This is a genomic window from Zunongwangia sp. SCSIO 43204 (assembly GCF_019904275.1).
Taxonomy (GTDB): domain Bacteria; phylum Bacteroidota; class Bacteroidia; order Flavobacteriales; family Flavobacteriaceae; genus Zunongwangia; species Zunongwangia mangrovi.
This window is the reverse complement of record NZ_CP063204.1, coordinates 3680892-3704756: the sequence shown is the minus strand read 5'-3', so window position 1 is coordinate 3704756 and position 23865 is coordinate 3680892. Positions and strand designations below refer to the sequence as shown.

Genomic DNA, 23865 nt, shown 5'->3' with positions numbered 1-23865 from the left:
TTTAAAATATGAATACAGAATTATCAAATCTTGAAAAAGAAGTAGACAGCCTAACTACGAAGATCGAACTTCTAAAAAAAGAGATAGGAAAGATCATTATTGGCCAGGAAGAAACGATAGAACAATTATTAATTACGTTTCTGGCTGGCGGTCACGCACTGCTGGAAGGTGTTCCCGGATTGGCAAAAACCTTAATGATTAGAACATTGTCTGATGCGATCGATCTTAAGTTTAGACGAATTCAGTTTACGCCAGATCTTATGCCTTCAGATATTATTGGTACAGAAATCTTAGAAGAAGATCACTCTACCGGTAAAAAGTTTTTTGAGTTCAATAAAGGGCCAATTTTCTCGAATATTATCCTTGCTGACGAAATTAACAGAACGCCACCAAAAACCCAGGCTGCTTTGTTAGAAGCCATGCAGGAGTTTGAAGTGACTTTTTCAGGAAAAACCTACAAGCTGGATAAGCCATTTTTCATTCTGGCTACTCAAAATCCTATAGAGCAGTCGGGAACTTTCCCATTACCAGAAGCACAACAAGACCGTTTTCTGTTATATATAAAAATTGGATATCCAACAGAGCAGGAAGAAGCCAGTATTTTAAAAAGTACGACTAGTTCAGTAAAAACAAAAGTGAATTCGGTTATCAGCGGAGAAGAAATTGTACGCCTACAACAGCTGGTTAGGGAATTGCCAATTAGTGATGATCTAATAAGTTATGTGAGCAAAATCGTTAGGGCAACACGACCTGAAACTTCAACCAACAATTTTGTAAAAGAATGGGTGAGTTGGGGAGCGGGGCCAAGAGCGGGACAGGCCATGATCCTAACAGCAAAAGCCAGAGCCTTATCGCAAAAAAGACTTGCGGTAACCAAAGAAGATATCGATGCGGTGGCTTATCCTGTGTTGCGCCATCGGGTGATCGTGAATTTTAAGGCGGAAGCTGCACGAATAACCTCAGATGAGGTTACTAAAGATCTTTTGAAGAATATCGCTGTTTAGATGAATATGTATCAGGAACTTTTAAAACCAGAGATTGTAAGGGAAGTTTCGGGCTTAAGCCTAATGTCCCGAGTAATTGTTGATGGTTATTTACAGGGACTGAATAAAAGCAGGCATCTTGGCGTGGGGATGGAATTTAGCCAGTATCGTGGTTACGAAGCCGGCGACGATTTGCGCTTGTTAGATTGGAAAATGCTCGCCAGATCTGGACGCTATTATATCAAACAATCTGAAATCGAATCGCAGATCAGCGTAAAATTCATTTTAGATGCTAGTGCTTCGATGGAGCATAGTGAAAATGCTTTTACAAAGATGGATTTTGTAAGAATTTTGGTTGCATCAATATCTTATCTGGCGCATGGCCAGGGCGACGATGTTGGACTTTTTGCTTTAAATCAGCATCAATTGCAGGCGGTTTATCCAAGAGCAGTGAAAAAGGATTTTAACCGATTGTTGCACGAATTGATTTCTATTGAAAATCGAGGAAAATGGCCAGAAAAATCGACTTCTTTTAATCAAATTTATAGTCATAATCGCAAAGAGATCGTCTTTTTTATTACCGATATGCATCAGCATCAATACGAATTGCAGGAATTCGCAAAAGGACTGAAAACAGATCGAAATGAAGTTGCTGTACTTCAAATTATGGGAGCGCAGGAAATGGAATTTCAGTATAATGGAACACTAACTTTCGAGGATATTGAAACTGGCGAAAAAGTAAAAATTTCAGCAAAAGAAGCTAAAGATCAATATTTAAAAGATCTGGAAAAAAATATAAAGGAAAACGAAGATTTTTTCCTGGGAAATGGCATCGATTATCAACTATTCAAAATGAACGAGCCACTGACCGAAACTTTAAAATTATACCTCAAAAAACGAATTAAACTAGCTTAAATGTCTTTCGTAAACCCCACTTATTTATGGAGCCTTTTAGGACTTTTGGTGCCTATCGCTATCCATTTATGGAATAAAAGCGAGGGGAAAACCATAAAAGTGGGAAGCATACGGCTAATTAAAGAAAGCCAGACTTCAAAGAGTAGCAGATTGCAGTTTAACGAGTTTATTTTATTGCTTTTACGGATAATTTTAGTCAGTTTGATCTGTTTTATTTTGGCAGCTCCGGTTTCGATTTCTAAACGATCGAATCTAGAGGTCGCTTATGTGGTAGAACCATCTTTGCTGAAATTGAATAGTATTAGGACTTTAGTAGATTCGATAAATAAGAATAATGAAGTTTATTTATTAGCTAAAGATTTTCCTGTTTATGCTGAAGAAAAAACTGAATTTGATACTGAAAAAAAACAGCTCGAAAATCCCCAATATTGGCAATTAGCGCAGCAATTTTCTAAGCTGCATAGCGATAGTCTTGTGGTTTTTAGTAAAGGAAAAGTAAGCGGAATTAAAGGAAAACGACCTGAAATTTCTCAAAAAGTAAACTGGATTTTAATTGATTCTACTGAAAGTACCAGCGAAATTATTGAAGTTACTACGTTTAAAGATTCTTTGGAGCTTTTACAATTTGATATTGTACAAAATTTGGGACGATTTTCTAAGCAGAGAATAGCTGCAAAAGACATTGATGGATATTCTATTCCTGAAAATGTATTGAGAACCGAATTGGATACGATTCGCGTTCAGTTTTATGATGATTTGAAGATTGAGAATCAGGTTGAATATTTAAAAGCTTCATTTTCAGCTTTAGGGAAATATTTAAAAAGGCCGATTGTTTTTAGCGAATTTGAGCAAGGAAGCTTAAGTGGAAGATCCATTAAAAATCTAGACATTTTAGTTTGGTTAAGCCAAAAGGAAATCCCGGATTCCGATGACAAAATTCTAATTTTTAAACCGAATATTTATGCTGAAAATCTAATCGAAAAAACCGCGAAAGCCGGTGTTTTTCAATTAACGGATACTTTACACCGAAAGAATATTCTAGAAGCTCATCTTGCTGAAGATCTCTTACAACTTATCGATTTACATCCAAAGATCGACTCGAAAATTGCAGAAACTGATACTCGAAATATAGATAAATCTATTTTAGCTCCAGTTTTTAAAGAGGGCAGCAAAAGTAGTTATATGGCAAAATTCGATTGGACGCCCTGGCTTTGGTTCGCTTTTTTAGTGGTTTTTATTATTGAAAGAATCGTTTCAAAACTAAGAGAGCAATGAAACAGGCAGCGAACATTCTTTTTGATTTTAAAAAGCGCTGGCAAATTTATGCCTGGCTAAAGATTTTGGGTTTTGCAATAGCTCCGTTAATTATTTTGTGGGCTTTAGGGGCGAAATTATGGGTTCTAGCACCAGTTTTTTTAGTGCTGTTTATCATTGGAATAGTCATTATTAAACCTTTCAGAATAGGGCTTCAAGAGGTTTTAAGATTTATAGATTCTCGTTTTAGCGATCTAGAACATAGTTCAGGATTACTTTTAAAAAAGGAATCAGAATTATCCAATATTGGCCAATTGCAGCGAGAAAAAATTGCGAAACGACTTCAGGAGAAATCTAAATCATTACAACCACCGGTTTCATTTAGAAGTTTAAGTGTTTTATTGATTTGTTGCCTGGCGATTGGTTTTGGTTTGCGATATTTTGGAATTACGCTTAAAAACATGTCTGATTTTCAACAAAATCGGATGGATGATTCGGTCACTTTTACTTCAGTAGATTCGGTTGCTTCTTCAGGCTATACTCCCGCTGTTGCAAATTATACTTTAGAAATTCGCTATCCAGATTATACAAGAATTGGCAAATTCCGAAGTAAAAAAATGGATGTTGAAGTTTTAGAAAATTCAGCATTAAGCTGGACGGTTGATTTTGATCAGAAAATTGACTCGGTTTTCTTAGAATTTCAGTCAGATTCCTACAAAATGAAGGGTGAAAACGAGCAGTTTAAATTCAGTAGAAAAATTAACGAATCTGGTGTGTATAATTTCAGGTATTTCGATTCGCTGGGGAACGAGTATATTTCAGATCTGCATAGTATTAGTGTTTTTGATGATGAAGATCCGGTGATCGAGATCGAAAATTTAGATCAGTTTAGTTCATTTGAGTTTTCCGAAGAAAAAAGACTTCAATTTGTATCAAAGATTAGCGATGATTTTGGAATAGCTAACGCGTATATCATTGCAACGGTAAGTAAAGGAAGCGGCGAATCTGTAAAATTTAGGGAAGAAAAGATCGAATTTCAGCAAGAAATAAATTCGGGTTCAAAAAGCCTTGATCTCGACCAGCAAATCGATCTGGATCAATTAAAAATGGGACCGGGAGACGAGCTTTATTTCTATGTAGAAGCTTTAGATTTAAAACAGCCTAGGGCAAATGTTTCCAGAAGCGAAACCTATTTTGCGGTGATTAAAGACACGGTGGAAATGGATTATATGGAGGCCGGCGGAATGGGCGTCGATTTGCTGCCAGATTATTTTAGGAGTCAGCGGCAACTCATCATCGATACCGAAAAACTGATCAAAGAACAGCCAGAAATAAGCCGAAAAGAATTTGAAACCAGAAGCAATAATCTTGGGTTCGATCAAAAGTCTTTACGCTTAAAATACGGGCAATTTATGGGAGACGAAGCCGAAGGAAGTCTGGCGGCTGAAAATGCTGAAAGTTTGGATGGAGAAGAAGATTTGCTGGCAGAATATTCGCATCGACATGATAGTGATAGCGAGCATAATTTGGTTGAAGAGCATGAAAATGAAAGCGATGATAAGGAAGACCCATTAGAAAAATATGTTCATAATCATTCAGATCCGGAAGAATCGACTTTGTTTGCAAAATCCTTGAAAAGTCAGCTACGGCAGGCCATAAACGAGATGTGGGATGCCGAATTGCAGTTGCGGGTGTACGAGCCAAAAGCTTCTTTAGAATACCAATACCGGGCTTTAGAATTAATCCAAAATATTAAAAATAGCTCCCGAATTTATGTGCATCGAATTGGGTTTGATCCGCCGCCTTTAAAGGAGGATAAGCGTTTAACCGGCGAATTAAAAGATGTAGAAAGTTATCGAAGATCGCAGGATTTTGAGCAGAAAAATGAATTTGAAGCGATTAGAAATGCCATTGCTGAATTGCAGGAATTGCAGAAAAATATACCTACAACTTTAAGCGAATCGAGTAAAGGAATATTTCAAAAAGCTGGGGAAGAATTGGCAAGGGAAGCCATTGAAAAACCGGGACAATTTTTGGCAACACTAAAAGATGTAAAGACACTGAGCGGGGGTGATCTGGAAGGACTTAATTTGAAAGAAATTCAGCAGGGATTACTCAAGGCTTTGCCAAAACCAGAGGAAAATGTGATACCAACGAAGGCTTACCAAAATCGCCTGGATCAATTAATGCTTGAAGAATTGGAGGTTTATGAATAGTAAAATTACATTTTTAAACGATCAGTTTTTAGGTTTTTACCTTTTGGGGGCAGTGTTACTTTTGGTCGTTTTGATCTATAAAGAATTTAGGAATTCAAGAAAATCGGTGTTTTTCCTGAGAGTTTTTATAGGTATGATCGCAATAGCTTCATTACTTGCCATTGCGTTGAAACCAGCTTATCAAAGTACCAAAAAGCGAAACAAAGCCATAGTAATTACAGAAGGAGCAAAGGAAGCTCAGCTTGACAGCTTGAAAAAAATATATCCTAAAATTACCAAAATCGAATATAGTTCGGGTGATTTTATAAGTCCGGAATTAGAAGCTGCGGGAGAGATTTTTGTTTTGGGTTATGGAATTGAAGACTATGATCTTTTTCAATTTGAAAATAAAAAGGTAAGCTTTTTACCTGCGGAATTACAAGCTGGAATAGATAAAATAACCTATCCAAAGGAATTGATTGAAGGTGAAATGCTGAATATAAAAGCACATTTTTTTAAACCTGAAGATGGCTATAAAGCTTATTTAAAAGATTTTGGAGGAAATAAGCTGGATTCGGTTACACTTACTGAAGCTGACTTTGAATTGAAAGCAAAAACTAAAGTCAAAGGAGAGTTTGTTTACCAGATAGAAGTTCAGGATTCTGTTGGAAATATCTTCGCAAAAGAGCCTTTACCCATAAAAATAAATACAGCCCAAAAATTGCGAATATTAGTATTGAACGATTTCCCAAGTTTTGAAACACGTTATTTAAAGAATTTTTTGGCTGAAGAAGGGCATCAGGTTACGCTAAGAACGCAGTTGACGAGTAATCGATATAAATACGAATATTTAAATACAGAAGAGGCTTCATTTTCAGCAATAACCCAAGAGTTTTTGAATGATTTTGATGTTTTGGTAGTGGATATTTCAAGTTTCAATCAATTTTCAGCGAAAGAAAAGCAGGATTTGGAAATGGTTGTTAAAAGAGATGGCTTGGGAGTTTTTATTCAGCAGACAGAAAATACATTTCAGCAAAAAACATTAGTGGATTTTGATATTCAGCTTGATGGATTACCAAAAATAAAATGGCCGGAAAATCCTGAAGCCGAAATTGCTAAATTTCCTTATGTTTTTCAGGATTCGAATAATACCTATTCTTTGATAGCAAATGAAAAGAATCTGGTTGTTTACAAGTATTTGGGCAGGGGAAAGGTAGGAAGTGGGATGTTGCAGAATACCTATCAGCTAGTGTTAAATGGAAATAATCAGGTTTATAGAGAAATTTGGACTGATGTTTTTTCGAGGCTTGCTAAACCAGCACAAGAAATGCTTCATTGGGAAGTAGAAAATAGTTTTACAAACAAAAATGAGCCTGTGAACCTTGCTATAAAAACAGCTTTAGAATCACCTAAATTAATCGATTCTCTAGAGCATGAAATTCCTTTATTGCAGCATTTAGATTTAGAAGATGATTATTCGGCAGCACTATATCCTAAAGACGAAGGATGGAATCATTTAAAACTAGCAGCCGGGGATAGTATTTTTGATTTTGAATTTTATGTGTTTCAAACAGATAGTTGGAAATCAAAAAGAAGCAGTGATCGACTTAAGAGTAATTGGGCATTTTTTGAAGAAACAACTCAGGATGATCATCAGGAATTCTTGTATAGACCATTAAACCTACTTTGGTTTTACCTAACTTTTCTTATCGCTATGGCCTTTTTATGGCTACATCCTAAACTTTTAAGGAATTAAATTTCAGAAAAAATTAGAGCGATATAATATTTGAACTTTTTTGGAGTTATACTATTATGTTCTTTCCAAAAGCGTCTAGTTATTTTTAACTATATATATAGTTGAATTTAACAGAAAATATTATATTTATTTTACACTAAACCGTAAGTTTGCTATACCTAATCATTATTTCGTTAATTTGTATTAGCCTACAAGATGAAATAATACGGAGAAAGGGAGCAGACGTGCTCCCTTTTTTAGTTTATTGGCACCGCCAAAGCATATAATACCCCGATGCTTGCCTCGAAATTAAAAATTTGTTTCCAACCAATGCCTCGATGGCTTGCCACTAGGTTGTTTACTATATTGCTTCAAAATGATAAATTACTAGTATCCGCCCGTAATTTTTATAAAGCGTAAAATATACCTTCTAAAATTTAGTTTATTTATAAGGAATATATGTAGTTTTGAAATTCGAAATTTTTGTAACTAATGAGTACTATAGAAAAAATAACCTTGATTGTCGCAATTGTGGATGTGCTTGCGGTAGTTATTTTTTATATTCTTTTAAGGAGATCTAAAAACAAGAAATCGTAGATATAGCGTGTAGAAAATAAAAAACCCTGAAACTAATTTCAGGGTTTTTAGGGTTTTGGGAATTCATTCTAGCTAGTTATAACTAATAATGAAACTGACTACTTATAAATAAAAAATAAAAACAAAACTTTAAAATCTCTAGCAGGTTAGTATTGCTTTCTTAGAAGTTCCGAGAGCAGTAGTTATGCGTTTTGTTCTGCTCCCGGATCTTGATCTAACCAATGTAACCTCAACTATAACAATCTTTCTATTTTATAATTTCCTAATTTTTTAATCGCGTAACAATTTTCTTTATCGATGCAGATAAGTTTTCCCATTTGTTTGGCCTTTTCCTTTAAAGAATAAAGCGTGAATGCTGCAGGTATATCGATTTCAGAAATACTATTAATATCTATTTTTAAAATGTCTGTAGCCTTTTCTAAATATGAATTCAATTCGCCTTCAATATCCCTGATCGTATAGGCATTTAAAACACCAGTGAGTTTTATAAACTGATCTTTTTCTTTAGCGACCATTCTTACTTTTGTTTCTTATTGTTGAAATTACAAATCAAAACAGGTTCTAAAGATGTTTTTTATTCAACCGGTCTAATTATTATGATTAGTGGTATTTATTTTTATTTAAGCGGTATTTCTTCTTAAAGTACATCGATTTTATTTAGTACATTTTTCTTGTAACGCCTGCTAATAGGAATGACTTTGGTTCCGATCAAAACACTATTATTCTCGATATCCTTAATTTTATCAATATTAATAATGTAGGAACGGTGTGTTTGTATAAAGCTTTGCGGTGCGAGTTTTTCGCTTAATTTTTTCAGACTACAGTATGTGAAAATTTTCTCTGATTCTAAATGAAGAAATACATAATTGCCACAAGCTTCAACAAAATCGATTTCGCTAGGATTAATTTTTATAAGTCGCTTATCGCTTTGTACATAAAAGGAACTTTGCCCTTTGCGGCTTAGCAAGATTTGTTGCTCGCGTTGGCCAGTAGCTTTATTCACTGCCTTTAAAAATCGATTCTTTTTAAGTGGTTTTAGGAGGTAATCTAAAACATGATCAAAGTCGAAGGCTTCGATCGCATATTCTTTTGCAGAAGACATTAAAATTACCTGTGGAGAATCCTTCATTAAAGAAAGAAGTTCGAACCCGGTAATATCTGGCAACATAATATCGAGAAATATTAAATCGATTTCAGAATTTGATCTAATAAATTTTAGGGCATCCAATGCATTGCAAAAAGTACCTAACAGCTCTAAATTAGTATGCTCCTCAATAAGTATCTTACATAAGGAAACTTGTAATTCTTCGTCATCTACAATTATACATCTCATCATTTTAGAATTTAGTATTCAGGATAACTCCTAAAATGTTAATTTTTTTAACAATATAATTAAAATATTAACGCCGTCGTATGTTAGATTAATTAATTGTGAATAACTTTTAATTGTTTTATATAATATAATCTGAATTTTAATGAGCACTATCTACATTTTTTTAATCTAAAGCATTTTTATTACGAGATCTTTATTTTGGTGAATTAATCTCAAGAAGTTGAAAATGAATATTTAGTGTTCCTATTCTCTAAAATTTAACCTGGTATTAAGTAAAGCTTGTGTTTTCGGAAAGAACTTTCTAAGACGCCTTTATCTAGATTTGTGGTGTAACGATCAAAAAAATCTAACCACCATGAATTCAGTAGCAAATAACGGGAATATTTCCTACAGCGAGACCTTAAAAAAAATAAGGCAAAAGCACCAAATTCGACCAAATGAGAAGCATTCTCTTAAAGAATTAAAGAAAGCAAATATTAGATGTTTAGCTTTTACAACAGACGGTGGATTTTGCGAGAAAGGTAATTTTTATAAGAATCTTGAATCAGGTTTAGGTACTATTAGGATTAAGTACCAGGATCATCAAACCGAAGAAGAAAAGGTGTTGATCTTAAACAAGTACGAAGATGAAGATGACGAGATACCTGTAGATCTTAAGATTAATGCATTGTACCAAAAGATCGAAGATGCGTTTTGCTTTTATTCCCAGGCATTGGACGAGTCGCAACGTTTATATTTTAAGACCATTTTTAAAAATATGTGTTTTCATAATAAAGCCTATATTTCTGGTCTAAAATCTCAGTATAAACTGGCCAATTACAGAAGAAAACAAAACGGATTAAAATGTAAAGAGCTTCGTGCTAAAGGGAGAGATTTTGTTATAAAAAGAAGTTTAGAGTTACAATCTGAGCTTGAATCACTATATAAAGATTTAATTCCAAGTATTGCAAATAAGCAAGATCGTCGCACTGGAATTACTACATTAGACCGGACACTAAGTTGAGAGAATATTTTTGCTAGTTATTACCTTAGCAATTATGAGAAGAAAATCTAAACATTACACCTTAGAATTTAAACAAAAAGCAGTCGAGTTAAGTTATGCTAAAGGCAATGTAAAACAAGTATGTGAAGACTTGGATATATTTCCATCTGTACTTTACCGTTGGCGTAGAGAGTTAAAAGATTACGGTAACAACAGTTTCCCTGGCCGTGGTAATCCTAAAATGACCGATGAAGAAAAAGAGATAGCCCGATTAAAAAAGGCATTAAAAGAAGCCGAGTTAGAACGAGACATCTTAAAAAAGGCCATCAGCATCTTCTCCGCGAGCGACAAGAAAAATACAGGTTTATAAAACAACACCTTATGAGATTTCCTGTCGAGACGATGTGTAAAATATTGAAAGTAAGCAAAAGTGGCTATTACCATTGGTTACAATCGGGACCAAGTAAATTATGGTTAGAAAATCAAAAGGTAACTGGGCTTATTAAATCTATATTTAAAGATAGCTTTCAAAGCTATGGTTCACCTAGAATAAAAACAGAACTAGAGACATTAGGCTATAAAATATCAAAGCCTAGAGTTGCACGTATTATGAGTGCTAATTATTTGTTTGCAAAACGAAAACGTAAGTTTAAAGCAACCACATATAGTCAACATAATTACCCCATAGCTCCTAATTTATTAAACCAAAACTTTGAAGTAAGCCGACAGGATCAAGTTTGGGTAAGCGATATAACCTATATCAAAACCAAACAGGGCTGGTTATACCTTACTGTCATTATTGATTTGTTTAACCGCAAAGTTGTTGGATGGGCTCTAAGCGATAATCTAAGTACAGAAGACACTATTATTAAGGCTTGGCATATGGCTATAAAGAAAACTACTTTAACCCAGTCTTTAATTTTTCATTCCGACCGAGGTATACAATATGCCAGCCATAAGTTTACCTCATTAATTAAAAGTTACAATGGCTTAGTAAACCAATCTATGAGCAGAAAAGGTAATTGCTGGGATAATGCCATTGCTGAATCGTTCTTTAAATCATTAAAGGTAGAATGGGTTTATAGGCACAATTATAAGTTGAGATCTGAAGCGGAGTTATCCATCTTTGGATGGATAGAAACTTGGTATAATAATAGAAGAAGACATTCCTTTTTAGGAAATAGAACTATAAGAGAATTTGAATTAGACATGTATAACCTTAAACTAGCAGCGTAGTCATTCAACTATTTGTCCAGTTTTTTGTTGCAAGTCCACACTTTAGAAAGTCATCTTAAATATATTTTAGAAGATAAAAGATTATTTTCCCGATTAAAACGAGATAATTTTTTGATATAAGTATTTAGAGATTTACACCTTAAATTGTGTAATATCGAATAGAATTATCTTAGATCTGATCGTAAAACTGCGATCAGATTTTTTTATGTCGAATTTTCCTGAATCGTAATTAGCTTCAGTAGTGATAAAAATCTGGATAAGTAAAACTTCAGTCGATTTTATCGAATTTTAAATTTTATTTATTCAGCTAAATAATAATTAACCTGAGAAAACTGTATTTTATGCTACTGAAAATAAGCATGTTGATGCCTTTTGGTAATTTAATATAGAAGTTCTTGTAGGTAATCCAAAGATTCTATAGCTTTGACGCGGCAAATGAAATCTTTGTTTAAATACATATCATTTTTTGTACTTTTCCTAAATGGATACGGCCATCTTCATGCCGATAACCTTCAGGAAAATAATTATTTTGTTGCAGGTGAGATCTCATTTCAGGAGCAGATAGAATCCGACTTTGGTTTTGATTATTTTGAAGATAGTGATGCGTTAATTCACGAAAGATCAAGATCGAATCCCGATAGAAAGTTTTCTGAAACCGAAGAAATCGAAATCGAAGAAGCCGATAGTGACTCAGATTCAGATGCTGGTGCTTCAAAAAAATATGTAGAGGGAAGTGATTATATAACGGCTCTTTTTTACACTGTACTTTCAGCTTATCACGATTACAATCGTAGTGATAACAAACCTTATTTTTCAAAACAAAATCATATTACATCTTACCCTTCTATTTGTGTAAGATATTGCGTATTTAGGATATGATTTTCTAAGTCTGGATAATTTTCTACAATCCGGGCGAAACTTCAATTTTTCAAAATAGTCTATTAAAACTTTTGGCTACAGTTGTGCTTAGCATTGGTTTATAGACTTTCATAAGGTTTACCCTAATTTTTATCACTTTTAAATTTGAAATTATGATGAGTAGAATTCTCATGATTGTTAGCCTGTGTGCTATGTTCTTAGGCATGGGCTGTGAATCCCATAAAGAAAAACAAGAAGAAAAATCCAGGTATTTGGTAACGAGTCCGCTTCGCAAAGATACCTTGGTAACCAATCAATACGTTGCACAAATTCAATCTATACGAAATATAGAAGTGCGTACGCAAGAGAGAGGTTATCTTGAAGACATTTATGTAGATGAAGGTCAGTTTGTAAAAAAAGGGCAATTAATGTTTAAAATTATGCCTAAACTTTACAAAGCTGAATTACAAAGGGCTGAGGCTGAAGCACATTTTGCCCAAATAGAATACGAAAATACCAAACAACTTGCCGATAGTAATGTTGTAGCTCCTAACGAGTTAGCAATGGCTAAAGCAAAATTAGAAAAAGCGAAAGCCGAACAGTCGCTAGCGCAAGTCCATTTAGAATTTACTGAAATTAGAGCTCCTTTCGATGGAATAGTAGATAGACTTCATCTCAAGTTGGGAAGTTTAGTTGAAGAAGGAGAACTACTTACCAGCTTATCAGATAATAGCGATATGTGGGTGTATTACAATGTTCCAGAAGCTGAGTATCTGGATTACCAACAAGCCGTTCACAAAGATGATACGACCAAAGTAGAATTATTAATGGCCAATAACCAGATCTACAAACATGATGGTTATGTTCAAACTATAGAAGGAGAATTTAATAACGAAACCGGTAATATCGCTTTTAGAGCAAGTTTTCCTAATCCAGAAGGATTATTAAGACATGGTGAAACTGGGAGTGTTCTTACCCAGGTTCCTTTTAATAATTCACTATTAATTCCGCAAAAAGCAACTTTCGAGGTCCTTAGTAAACATTACGTATATGTGGTGAACAAAGATCACAAAATCGAGTCTAGAGAAATTAGTCTTGCTGGTGAACTGCCGCATATCTATGCAATTAGCGACGGAATTTCTGAAGATGATACTATTCTTTTAGAAGGACTTCGTAAGGTTAGAGAAGGAGACGAGATCGAGTACGATTTTGAAGAACCGCAAGAGGTTATTAGTCACCTGGAACTTTACGCCGAATAATTTTTCGGGTATCAATATTATACAATTTCAGCATTAATTTTTTTAGCTGAACTATAGGTATACCAATCACTTATGTAAGTGAACTACCTCTGGGCTTATCCCATGAGGCCTTTATTAGAAAATGGATTTAATCTCGATTATCGAGTAAAATTTTAAGAAGACTATGTTTAAACGATTTATACATAGACCCGTATTTGCTATTGTTATTTCGATAATAATTGTGTTTATGGGGTCTTTAGCAATAAAACAACTGCCTATATCGCAGTTTCCCCAAATTGCACCTACCACAGTAAACATCTTTGTGGCCTATCCCGGGGCAAGTGCAGATGTTTTGGTGAAATCTACTCTAATTACATTAGAGAATTCAATAAATGGGGTACAGGGAATGCGCTATCTGGCAACAGATGCCACGAGTGCCGGTGAGGCAACATTACGAGTAATTTTTGAACCAGGTACAGATCCCAACGATGCTGTAGTACGGGTAAAAACGCGGGTAGACCAGGTAATGCCTTTGCTGCCAGAATTGGTGCAAAGGGAGGGGGTAGTGATTACACCTATCCAACCGAGTATGTTGATGTATGTGAACCTCTACTCGAAAAAGGAAAGTATGGATGAAAAATTTCTATACAATTACGCCAATGTAAAAATGATTCCTGAAATAAACAGGATAAAAGGGATCGCAAGATCCACAATTTTAGGTAGCCGTAAATATGCCATGCGTGTTTGGCTAAACCCAGATAGAATGCGTGCCTATAATGTTTCTGTAGATGAAGTGATGGAAGCCATGCAAGAGCAAAGTATTGTTGGTAGGCCGGGACGTTTGGGTAGAAGTTCTGGGATTAAAGCCCAGTCTTTAGAATATGTACTTACCTACAAAGGTAGATATAGTGAACCTGAAGAGTACGAGAATATTATTGTAAGAGCAAATCCAGAAGGACAAAGCTTACGATTAAAAGATATAGGTAGAGTAGAATTAGGAAGTGAGTTTTTTGATATTTATTCTAACCTGGACGGTCACCCATCTGCGGCGATCGTATTAAAACAGAGTTACGGTAGTAACGCCAGTGATGTAATTGATGAAGTTAAGGCTGAATTGGAGAAAATGAAAGAAGATTTTCCTCCGGGTATGGATTATAAGCTTAGCTACGATGTATCACAGTTTTTAGACGCTTCAATAGAGCAGGTTGTTCATACCTTACGTGATGCATTTATCCTGGTAGCGATTGTGGTGTTTATTTTCTTAGGAGACTGGCGTTCTACCTTAATTCCTATTTTGGCCGTTCCGGTTTCATTAGTCGGGGCGTTTTTTGTAATTCAATTCTTCGGAATTTCGATTAACCTGGTAACGCTATTTGCGTTAGTGCTCGCCATTGGTATTGTGGTAGATGATGCGATTGTCGTCGTCGAGGCGGTGCATGCGAAATTCGATGAATATCCGGATATTTCTCCTTATGTAGCCGTAAAGCAGGTTTTGGGAGAAATCGGGGGAGCAATTATCGCAATTACCGCAGTAATGGTTTCAGTATTCCTACCAATTTCATTTATGTCTGGCCCGGTAGGAACATTCTATAGACAGTTCTCTATTACCATGGCCAGTTCGATCGTTATTTCAGCAATTATAGCACTTACACTTACACCAGTATTATGTGCGATGCTGCTTAAAAATCATCATGGGAAAGAGCATAAGCAAAATTTCCTTACTAAAGGTCTGGATAAATTTAATTCAGGATTCGATAAACTTACCGGTAAATATGTAGCGATCTTAAAACGAATGGTAAGCCGTAGATGGTTAACCTTCGGAATTTTAGTTGCTTTTTGTGCCGGTGTATACTTAGAGAGCGAGGTTTTACCGTCTGGTTTTGTGCCAAGTGAAGACCAGGGAACAATCTATGCAATTATTCAAACCCCTCCTGGAGCAACTTTAGAGCGAACTAACGAAGTTTCCAGAAAATTACAAGACATCTGTGAAGAAGTTGAAGGAATCGAATCTGTTGCTTCTTTGGCAGGTTATGAGATTATGACCGAGGGGCGTGGATCTAACGCAGGTACCTGTTTGATCAACCTTAAAAACTGGTCTGATCGTAAACATACAGTTACCGAAATTATGGAAGAGCTGGAGGAAAAATCCAAAGACTTAGGTGCGGTTATAGAATTCTTTGAGCCGCCAGCAATTCCAGGTTTCGGTTCATCAGGTGGTTTTTCTATGCGATTACTTGATGAAAATACTGAAACTGATTATCAGGATTTCGATAAGATCAATCAGGAGTTTATGGAAAACCTAAGAAAGCGTCCAGAGCTAAAAGGACTGTTTACCTTCTTCGCTGCAAACTATCCGCAGTACGAATTGGAATTCAACAGTGAACTAGCAATGCAAAAAGGAGTTTCTATAGGTGATGCTATGGAAAACCTGAATATCTTAATTGGTAGTACTTACGAGCAGGGATTCATTAAATACAACCGTTTCTTTAAGGTGTATGTACAATCAGATCCTCAGTTTAGACGATTGCCTTCAGATATTTTAAATATGTATGTGAAAAACGAGCATGGCGAAATGGTTCCGTATTCAGCATTTATGAAATTGAAAAAAATGCAGGGGCCAAACGAGGTAACTCGTTTCAATATGTATAATTCGGCTGCCATTCGTGGATTACCGGCTGAAGGTTATACCACGGCAGATGCTATTGAGGCGATTAAACAAGTAGCTGAAGATACGCTTCCTAAAAATTATGATATCGCCTGGGAAGGTTTATCCTATGACGAAGCGCAGCGCGGTAACGAGTCTATTTATATTTTCCTTATCGTGTTGGCCTTTGTATACTTTGTACTTGCTGCACAATACGAAAGTTTTATTATTCCATTATCGGTAATATTCTCGCTACCTGTTGGAGTGTTTGGATCTTTTATGTTGCTGAAGTTAATGGGACTTCAAAACGATATTTACGCTCAAATTGGTTTGATCATGCTGGTAGGATTGCTGGGTAAAAATGCCGTGTTAATCGTAGAATTTGCGGTGATGAAACATAGCGAAGGGCTCACGATCCTGGAAGCAGCGATAGAAGGAGCTAAGGTTCGTTTTAGACCAATTTTAATGACGTCTTTCGCGTTTATCGCAGGTTTAATTCCATTGATCGTTGCTACCGGAGCGGGAGCTGTTGGGAATAGAACTTTAGGAGCCTCTGCTCTTGGAGGAATGTTCTTCGGAACCGTATTCGGGGTAATTATTGTACCAGGACTTTACTACATCTTTGGAAGTCTTGCTGAAGGAAAATCATTGATTAAATACGAAGACGAAAATCCATTAACCGAAGATTTTGATTATGATAAATAAATTGAAAAAATATAAACGTTTCTCTTATTTAGGCGTTACGGCAGGAATAATGCTTAGTATAACGTCTTGTGTACCTTCATTATCAGAGAAAACGGCTAGTAAAGAGGTTCCCGGGAATTACCATAATTCCCAGGACTCTCTTGCTACAAAAAGTTTTAATTCGGCCGATACTACGAGCTCAGCTTCGATAGATTGGAAGACATTTTTTGACGATCCTAATTTGGTAGCTTTAATAGACACCGCGCTGGATAATAACCAGGAGTTAAATATTATGCTTCAGGAATTAAAAATTGCACAAAGCGAAGTGCAGGCCAGAAAAGGTGAATATTTACCTTCAATTGGCTTAAAAGCAGGGGCGGGAATCGATAAAGTGGGTAAATATACTCGTGATGGTGCAGTAGAAGAAAATCTGGAAATTAAAGAAGGAAGAGAATTTCCAGATCCGCTTCCAGATTATATGATTGGTCTGAACGCGCAATGGGAAGTAGATATCTGGAACAAACTTCACAACGCTAAAAAGTCTGCCGTGATGCACTATTTATCTAGTGTAGAAGGTAGAAATTTTATGGTCACAAATATTATTGCTGAAATTGCTAATTCTTACTACGAATTATTGGCCTTGGACAATCAGCTTCAAATTGTGAAGAATAATATCGAAATTCAGGAAAGAGCTTATAGAATCGTAAAATTGCAGATGCAGGCCGCTCGTGTTACTCAGCTTGCGGTAAGTAAATTTAATGCTGAAGTCTTGCACACTAAAAGTTTGCAATTTGATATTCAGCAAAGAATTACAGAAACCGAAAATAAGCTGAATTTCCTTGTTGGTCGTTATCCTCAACCAATTGCTCGTAGTACAGAGGCTTTTGCAGATATGTTGCCAAAGCAGATCGATGCAGGATTACCATCGCAATTATTACAAAACAGGCCAGATATTAGACAGGCCGAATTTGAGCTTCAGGCATCAAAATTAGATATTAAAGTTGCAAAAGCCAGATTCTATCCTTCTTTTGGGATTTCAGCAAATATTGGGTATCAGGCTTTTAATCCAGATTACCTGTTAAATACGCCAGAGTCTTTAATTTATTCTGTTGCCGGAGATCTGGTAGCGCCTTTGGTTAACCGAAATGCCATAAAAGCAGCGTATAAAACTGCGAATGCAAAGCAAATTCAGGCGGCTTTCGATTACGAGCAAACGGTTTTAAAGGCCTACATCGAAGTGGCAAATCAATTAGCAAAAATCGATAATCTTAAGAAAAGTTACGATCTAAGAGCAGCTGAAGTTGATGCGCTAACCGAATCGATTAAAATTTCGAATAAATTATTTAGAAATGCCAGAGCTGAATATATGGAAGTGCTAATGACGCAACGCGATGCGCTAGAGTCTAAATTTGATCTTGTAGAAACCAAAATGCAGCAAATGACTGCTGTTGTTAATATGTACCAGGCGCTTGGTGGCGGCTGGATCACAGATTAATATTTGCTTTATTGTTTGTTTATTTAAATTGCCGAAAAAGCTCTCAGTTTTAATGTTTCTGAGAGCTTTTTTTATTTACTCGATAATCGAGATTGAATGAGTCTCACCTCAAAATAGAGACGATTTTCAAAATACACCTTAGGAGATTTGTCCTGATAAAGTTTACGTCTATTTCTCAAATTGCATCCAAAACCTTATCATTTTCTACAGAATTAATGCTGAAAATATCGAATTTTAGTAACTGTTTTTACTCAAGAATGCTTCTATACTTTCAATAATGTTGAATTTAGCTGCAAATCGAGTTTAATGTTAATATTTTCACATTTGTACACGATTACTTCAGCAATTCAGGCTAATCAACACAATTTCTGAAGCTTATTTTTCTTATCAAATCAATGCTTTTGAAATTTGATAAAACGTTTTATCTGATTGTTAAGTCTTATTTATCTCAATGTTTAGTATTCCGTATGTATGTTAATAGGAAAGGGTGATTTTTATAGGCTGTTGTTCGCGATAAGATATCGATTTTGTTTAAAAAACCGACCTCTTTTTGTAAAATCGTCAATTCTAAGAATAATTTAGGAATGAAAATGAAGTAATCTCGAAAACATGATGGGTTTCTCCTCGCTTCCTGCTATTTAAACTAGTCATAAACTTCATTTAAAACAGCTTCAATTCTTTCTTCATTATTTAGCGGCTGTTAACAAAAACCTAAAAATAGTGAAGTAATACTAAAGTAATCTAACTCTAAAAATCAACGAAAAAACCGCAGAAGCTACCAACAACTGCGGCTATTAATTAAGCATTGTGCAACCAATTACTTAAATAAATGTATTTTAAAATTACACATTTAAGATCGAAAAAGGTATTATTTGGACTTTCGATTTTACTTTTTTCTCAGACTGGCCAGGCTGCAGCCAGTAATTTACCAGTAATAAATCCTACAGTTAACGGTAAATCAATACAGCAAACAATTAGTGGTGTAGTAACAGACGATCAGGGAGTACCACTTCCTGGAGCTACCGTAATGGTAAAAGGATCCTCTAATGGAGTAACTACTAATTTTGATGGGCAATATTCTATAGAGGCGCAAGAAGGTGATATTCTTCAGGTGTCTTTTGTAGGCTTTAAAACTTATGAAGTTGAAATAGGAAATCAGGCAAATTTCGACGTACAATTAGAAACAGATAGTGCTTCTTTAGACGAAGTTCTTGTTGTTGGATATGGTACGCAGAAAAAATCAGACTTAACAGGATCTGTAAGTTCTGTTAGTGACGAAGAATTCAATAAAGGGATCAACACAAACCCGGGAAATTTACTACAAGGTAAAGTTTCTGGTTTAAATGTCACCAATGCAAGTGGTGAGCCGGGTGCAGGCCAGGATATCATAATTCGTGGTGTAGGAACGCTACGTTCTGGAACATCTCCATTATATGTGATCGATGGTTTTGTATTAGACAATTCTTCAAACGGAGTTCCAACAAATCCATTAAACTTTATTAATACTGAAGATATTCAGTCTATCAACGTATTAAAAGATGCATCGGCAGCTGCTATTTATGGTTCTCGTGCCGCAAATGGTGTGGTAGTAATTACTACTAAGAAAGGAAAAGCCGGTAGAACGCAAATGAATTTCTCTGCCTCATCTGCAATTTCTACAATGGCTAATAAGATAGATGTTTTCTCTGCAGATGAATTTAGACAGGTAGTAGAACAGGTTGGTGGTAGTCTTAGTGATAATGGCGCCGATACCGATTGGCAGGACGAACTCACGCGTACGGCTATTACCAACGATGTAAATTTCTCGATGAGTGGCGGAACTTCTAAGACTTCTTATTTTGCTTCAGTAGGCGCAAGAGATCAGGAAGGGATTCTTAATAATAGTGATCTTACTCGATATTCAGGAAGAATTAATGTTTCTCAAAAAGGACTTAACGATCGCCTTAAAGTAGATTTAAATTTAACCGCAACAAGAACTGAAAATCAGCGTCCTAATATTGGGACAATGGTGAGTAATATGTTGCAGTTAAATCCTACGCAACCAGCATATACCAATGGAGAACCAACGGTTTTTGGAACCGGGATTAACCCTTTGATCATAGAAAATATCTACGGAGATTTTTCTAATAACAACAGAATGATTGCTAATATCTCGCCATCTTTAGAGATCATCGATGGTCTAACCTACAAATTAAATTTAGGTGTAGATTATTCTAAAACCGATAGAGATGAGCAGTACATCCCGTATTCTGCCGATCCAGATTATGCTGAAGGTTCTATCAATTCAACCTTTACAACAAACAAGAACACGCTTGTAGAAAATACCTTAACCTACGAAAAAGATTTTGGCGATCACGGTTTAAATCTTTTGGCAGGACATTCTTATCAGGAATTTTTTATCCATGCCAAAGGATATTATTTTACCAATTTCCCAGATAACGGAATCGAGCCAAGATATCAGTTAGGTGAAGCAAGAGGAGAGGATAATACGCAATTCTCTAATGCAACAGTTAACGAGTTGCAATCTTTCTTTGGTAGAATTAACTATGATTTTGCAGATAAATATTTAGTGACTGCAACAGTTCGATCTGATGGTTCTACTAAGTTTGGTGAAAACAATCAATATGCTGTTTTTCCATCTTTCGCTTTAGGTTGGAATATTCATAAAGAAGATTTCCTTCAGGAAACTGCATTCAGCAACTTAAAATTAAGAGCCAGTTGGGGTAAATCTGGTAACCAGGAAATTCCATCTAAGCAAACAAGATTAAGTTACGGTGAAAGTTTTGAGGATAATGATATTTATCCAATGAACGGTAACGAAACTACAAGAGAAGATTATCCTTATGGTTTAGTTTTTGCTCGTACTGCAAACCCAGATTTACAATGGGAGGAAACTGCGCAAACGAACATTGGGGTAGATTTTGGATTGTTTAATCAAAAACTTACCGGTACAGTAGATTATTTCTTAAAAGAAACTACAGATGTTCTATTGTATTTTTCTACTCAGGATCCTATTGATGAGGTTGGATACACCTGGCAGAATATTCCTGATATGAAGATTAGAAACTCTGGTTTAGAAGTTTCTTTGGATTACCAGAGTGATCGCTCAAAAGATTTCTCATATAACATAGGTGGTAACTTCTCTTATATCAAAAATGAAATTACAGATTCTCCATTTACGATCGTAACTACAGGAACGGCTCAAGGAGCAGGACAAACTGGAGCAACAATCAATGGATATATGAATAATCAGCCTATTGGTAACTTCTTTGTAAGACAATTTGAAGGTATTGGTGCAGATGGTCTAAACCAATTCACCGATATTAATGGTGATGGACAAATCGATGATAGCGACCGTGTTTCTTCAGGAAGTGCAGTACCAGATTTTATTTATGCGTTCTATACTAAATTCAATTATAAGAACTTTTACCTGGGACTTAATTTTAACGGGGTAAGTGGCAATAAGATCTACAACCATACAAGAATGAGTTTATTTAATATGACTCAGATCTCCAATTCATTAAACACCACAGATCAGGCGATCGAATTTCCTAATGAAGATCCTAGTAACAGTAACACCGTATCTACAAGATATCTTGAAGACGGAAGCTTTTTACGATTAAACAATGCAACCTTAGCTTACGAGCTTGCGCCTAATGCAATTGGTTTAGGAGACTGGTTAAATGGCTTAAGGTTATCGGTTACAGGACAAAATTTATTTGTGATCACAGATTACACTGGTTTTGATCCCGAGTTGAATACTGGGAGCTCTAGCGATTCAAAATCTTATGGTATAGATCGCTTCACTTATCCAAGAGCGAGAACAATTGTTTTTGGTTTAGATGTATCATTCTAATTTTAATAGTAGTAAAGATGAAACATAGAATTCTAACTGTATTTGCCGGGCTAAGTGCATTGGTATTTACAAATTGTACAGATTTAGAAGAAGAAATATTAGACGAATCACTAACCGGATCTGATGGTCTTGTAGAGCCAGTTTCAGGTTCTATGGCTGCGGCTTATGGGATTCTTCCACAAACTTTTAGACACACAAGATATTTTGGTCTACAGGAAATTCCTTCAGACGAAGCAATTCTTCCTCCAAGAACTGGTTTAGGGGGCACGCAATGGGCAGATAACGACACGTACACCACTGCTCATAGACATTTAATGTCTTCAAACAATAGCCTGGTAACAGGAGCGTGGAGCTACCTAACCACTGCGTTATTTAGAACCATCGCTGCGATTGATGTTATCGCTCCACTTGCTGAAAATGGTGATGCTGAAGCGGTTCAGGCTTTAGCTGAAATGAGAGCCTTAAGAGCTTACGAAAATATGTTGTTTTTAGATAGTTGGGGGCTGGCTTTTAGAAAAGAAAGTACTGCTGAAACTTCTGAAATTTTAAGAGGAGAAGAAGCTATTGCTTATATCGAAACCGAATTTTTAGCTGCGCTAGAAAATATTAATAACGATCGTGGACCTGGTAGAATGACTGAAGATGCGATCTACGGATTTTTAGCAAAACTTTACTTAAACGCAGCGGTATATAGAGATCCTTATGGAACTCCTAATTTTACTGATGCCGATATGCAAAGAGTGGTAGAGTATACCGATAATATTATAAATAATGGCGGTTACTCATTATCTTCAGAATACTTTGATCTTTTTAGTGACGAAAATCATGATAATGCAGAGTTAATCTTTGCATTAGATTTACGCGGAGTTTTAAACAACGATCACAACCGTTGGGCGTACTGGTCGATGTCTGGTTCGCTATTCCCAAGACCGGGTGATTTCTATTTAAGTATGGATGGTACAGATGGTCCTGCAATGACTTCAGATTTTTACCAAACCTGGGTTGATGCTTATGGCGAAACAGATCCTGCAGATGCAGATGCGAGATTTTATCAGAAAAATGCTCAGGTTCCGGCAGCGCTTGAAGATATCTCAAACCTTACTCCCTATGTAAATGATACGCTAGGATTACAAAGTGATAGCGACCACTATTTTATCGCAGGTTCAGATTTTGAAATTGACCGCGGAATCATTCGTGGAACCATGTGGGCGCCTAGAAAAGAGAATTATAGATCGGGTAGCTTTATGACAGGTACAGATGCGAACGGAAATTCTGGATACAGAATTTATCCTTTAGCTGAAGCTCGTGAAAATGGTTCAGATCCAGAAGATATCGTTTACTACGTAGATCATACTTTAGACATTAGTTTAGATGGAAGCGCTGGCTATGCCAGTGGTTACAGATTTGCAAAATGGCAATTCAGTAAAACATCAGACGATGGTAACAATTACAGTAGTGTAGATCTAGTATTACTACGTTTAGCCGATGTTTATTTGATGAGAGCTGAGGCTAAGTTAAGAATGGGAGATAATGCAGGCGCGTTACAGGATGTAAATACTGTAAGAACGTCTCGTGATGCAAGACCAGATCAAACTCCGGCTGCTTTGGCATCTATCGATCTTGAAACTTTATACAGAGAATTAGGATTTGAATTTTACTGGGAAATGCATCGCCGTCAGGACCAAATTAGATTTGGAACCTACGAAGATTCATGGACCTCGAAGTCTGATAGTGATCCAAATCACAGACTTTTCCCAATTCCGCAGGAAGCGATCGATGGTGCATCGAACGTAGAAGGTTACCTGGTACAGAATCCTGGATATTAATTTGAATTCAATTGTGTTGTAAGCGGTAGAGGAT

15 protein-coding genes are annotated in these 23865 nt (G+C 35.9%); 13 read left to right on the top strand and 2 right to left on the bottom strand.

Annotated features, from left to right (window positions below):
• Positions 1 to 8 precede the first annotated feature (8 nt).
• Genes INR75_RS16440 through INR75_RS16420 form a run of 5 tightly spaced genes read left to right on the top strand, consistent with a single transcriptional unit; the run spans position 9 to position 7103 of the window.
• Positions 9 to 1004 carry a MoxR family ATPase gene (locus INR75_RS16440; protein ID WP_223089644.1) on the top strand — a complete coding sequence of 332 codons (996 nt, stop codon included), beginning with the start codon at positions 9 to 11 and terminating at the stop codon, positions 1002 to 1004.
• Complete coding sequence (locus INR75_RS16435) at positions 1005 to 1898, top strand: DUF58 domain-containing protein (protein WP_223089643.1); 894 nt, start codon at positions 1005 to 1007, stop codon at positions 1896 to 1898.
• A complete protein-coding gene (locus INR75_RS16430) occupies positions 1899 to 3173 on the top strand; it encodes a BatA domain-containing protein (RefSeq protein ID WP_223089642.1) in 1275 nt (424 codons plus the stop codon).
• On the top strand, positions 3170 to 5368 hold the full coding sequence (locus INR75_RS16425; RefSeq protein ID WP_223089641.1) for a tryptophan-rich sensory protein: 2199 nt from the start codon (positions 3170 to 3172) through the stop codon (positions 5366 to 5368). The genes INR75_RS16430 and INR75_RS16425 overlap by 4 nt, the downstream gene beginning before the upstream one ends.
• A complete protein-coding gene (locus INR75_RS16420) occupies positions 5361 to 7103 on the top strand; it encodes a hypothetical protein (RefSeq protein WP_223089640.1) in 1743 nt (580 codons plus the stop codon). The genes INR75_RS16425 and INR75_RS16420 overlap by 8 nt, the downstream gene beginning before the upstream one ends.
• An 809-nt stretch (positions 7104 to 7912) precedes the next feature.
• Here the strand turns inward: INR75_RS16420 and INR75_RS16415 are convergent.
• Complete coding sequence (locus INR75_RS16415; RefSeq protein ID WP_223089639.1) at positions 7913 to 8194, bottom strand: hypothetical protein; 282 nt, start codon at positions 8192 to 8194, stop codon at positions 7913 to 7915.
• Between the two features lie 122 nt (positions 8195 to 8316).
• Positions 8317 to 9015, bottom strand: a complete 699-nt coding sequence (locus tag INR75_RS16410; protein WP_092541489.1) for a LytTR family DNA-binding domain-containing protein — start codon at positions 9013 to 9015, stop codon at positions 8317 to 8319.
• A gap of 352 nt (positions 9016 to 9367) precedes the next feature.
• Between INR75_RS16410 and INR75_RS16405 the strand changes: the two genes are divergently transcribed.
• The 8 genes from INR75_RS16405 (at position 9368) to INR75_RS16370 (ending at position 23831) form a co-directional block, all read left to right on the top strand.
• Positions 9368 to 10015, top strand: a complete 648-nt coding sequence (locus INR75_RS16405; RefSeq protein WP_223089638.1) for a hypothetical protein — start codon at positions 9368 to 9370, stop codon at positions 10013 to 10015.
• Between the two features lie 10 nt (positions 10016 to 10025).
• Positions 10026 to 11230, top strand: a protein-coding gene (locus tag INR75_RS16400; RefSeq protein WP_086026153.1) for an IS3 family transposase whose coding sequence is annotated in 2 segments (ribosomal slippage) — positions 10026 to 10305 and positions 10305 to 11230 — 1206 coding nt in all. Because the reading frame shifts where the segments join, the coding sequence is not laid out codon by codon here.
• 435 nt (positions 11231 to 11665) lie between these two features.
• Positions 11666 to 12109 (top strand): hypothetical protein, encoded by a 444-nt coding sequence (locus INR75_RS16395; RefSeq protein WP_223089637.1) that lies wholly within the window; start codon positions 11666 to 11668, stop codon positions 12107 to 12109.
• 155 nt (positions 12110 to 12264) lie between these two features.
• Positions 12265 to 13347 carry an efflux RND transporter periplasmic adaptor subunit gene (locus tag INR75_RS16390; protein WP_223091965.1) on the top strand — a complete coding sequence of 361 codons (1083 nt, stop codon included), beginning with the start codon at positions 12265 to 12267 and terminating at the stop codon, positions 13345 to 13347.
• A 163-nt stretch (positions 13348 to 13510) separates the two neighbouring features.
• On the top strand, positions 13511 to 16675 hold the full coding sequence (locus tag INR75_RS16385; RefSeq protein WP_223089636.1) for an efflux RND transporter permease subunit: 3165 nt from the start codon (positions 13511 to 13513) through the stop codon (positions 16673 to 16675).
• A complete protein-coding gene (locus tag INR75_RS16380; protein ID WP_223089635.1) occupies positions 16665 to 18149 on the top strand; it encodes a TolC family protein in 1485 nt (494 codons plus the stop codon). Before INR75_RS16385 ends, INR75_RS16380 begins: the two co-directional genes overlap by 11 nt.
• Before the next feature lie 829 nt (positions 18150 to 18978).
• Positions 18979 to 22005 carry a TonB-dependent receptor gene (locus tag INR75_RS16375; protein ID WP_223089634.1) on the top strand — a complete coding sequence of 1009 codons (3027 nt, stop codon included), beginning with the start codon at positions 18979 to 18981 and terminating at the stop codon, positions 22003 to 22005.
• Positions 22006 to 22022: 17 nt separating this feature from the next.
• A complete protein-coding gene (locus INR75_RS16370) occupies positions 22023 to 23831 on the top strand; it encodes a RagB/SusD family nutrient uptake outer membrane protein (protein WP_223089633.1) in 1809 nt (602 codons plus the stop codon).
• The last annotated feature ends 34 nt before the right edge of the window (positions 23832 to 23865 follow it).

Excerpts from the sequence above, each read along its gene's own strand:
- INR75_RS16430 (WP_223089642.1), top strand. The coding sequence starts at position 1,899 with ATGTCTTTCGTAAACCCCACTTATTTATGGAGCCTTTTAGGACTTTTG.
- INR75_RS16405 (WP_223089638.1), top strand. The coding sequence starts at position 9,368 with ATGAATTCAGTAGCAAATAACGGGAATATTTCCTACAGCGAGACCTTA.
- INR75_RS16380 (WP_223089635.1), top strand. The coding sequence starts at position 16,665 with ATGATAAATAAATTGAAAAAATATAAACGTTTCTCTTATTTAGGCGTT.
- INR75_RS16370 (WP_223089633.1), top strand. The coding sequence starts at position 22,023 with ATGAAACATAGAATTCTAACTGTATTTGCCGGGCTAAGTGCATTGGTA.
- INR75_RS16395 (WP_223089637.1), top strand. The coding sequence starts at position 11,666 with ATGAAATCTTTGTTTAAATACATATCATTTTTTGTACTTTTCCTAAAT.
- INR75_RS16390 (WP_223091965.1), top strand. The coding sequence starts at position 12,265 with ATGAGTAGAATTCTCATGATTGTTAGCCTGTGTGCTATGTTCTTAGGC.
- INR75_RS16415 (WP_223089639.1), bottom strand. The coding sequence starts at position 8,194 with ATGGTCGCTAAAGAAAAAGATCAGTTTATAAAACTCACTGGTGTTTTA.
- INR75_RS16375 (WP_223089634.1), top strand. The coding sequence starts at position 18,979 with ATGTATTTTAAAATTACACATTTAAGATCGAAAAAGGTATTATTTGGA.
- INR75_RS16425 (WP_223089641.1), top strand. The coding sequence starts at position 3,170 with ATGAAACAGGCAGCGAACATTCTTTTTGATTTTAAAAAGCGCTGGCAA.
- INR75_RS16410 (WP_092541489.1), bottom strand. The coding sequence starts at position 9,015 with ATGATGAGATGTATAATTGTAGATGACGAAGAATTACAAGTTTCCTTA.
- INR75_RS16440 (WP_223089644.1), top strand. The coding sequence starts at position 9 with ATGAATACAGAATTATCAAATCTTGAAAAAGAAGTAGACAGCCTAACT.
- INR75_RS16420 (WP_223089640.1), top strand. The coding sequence starts at position 5,361 with ATGAATAGTAAAATTACATTTTTAAACGATCAGTTTTTAGGTTTTTAC.
- INR75_RS16385 (WP_223089636.1), top strand. The coding sequence starts at position 13,511 with ATGTTTAAACGATTTATACATAGACCCGTATTTGCTATTGTTATTTCG.
- INR75_RS16435 (WP_223089643.1), top strand. The coding sequence starts at position 1,005 with ATGAATATGTATCAGGAACTTTTAAAACCAGAGATTGTAAGGGAAGTT.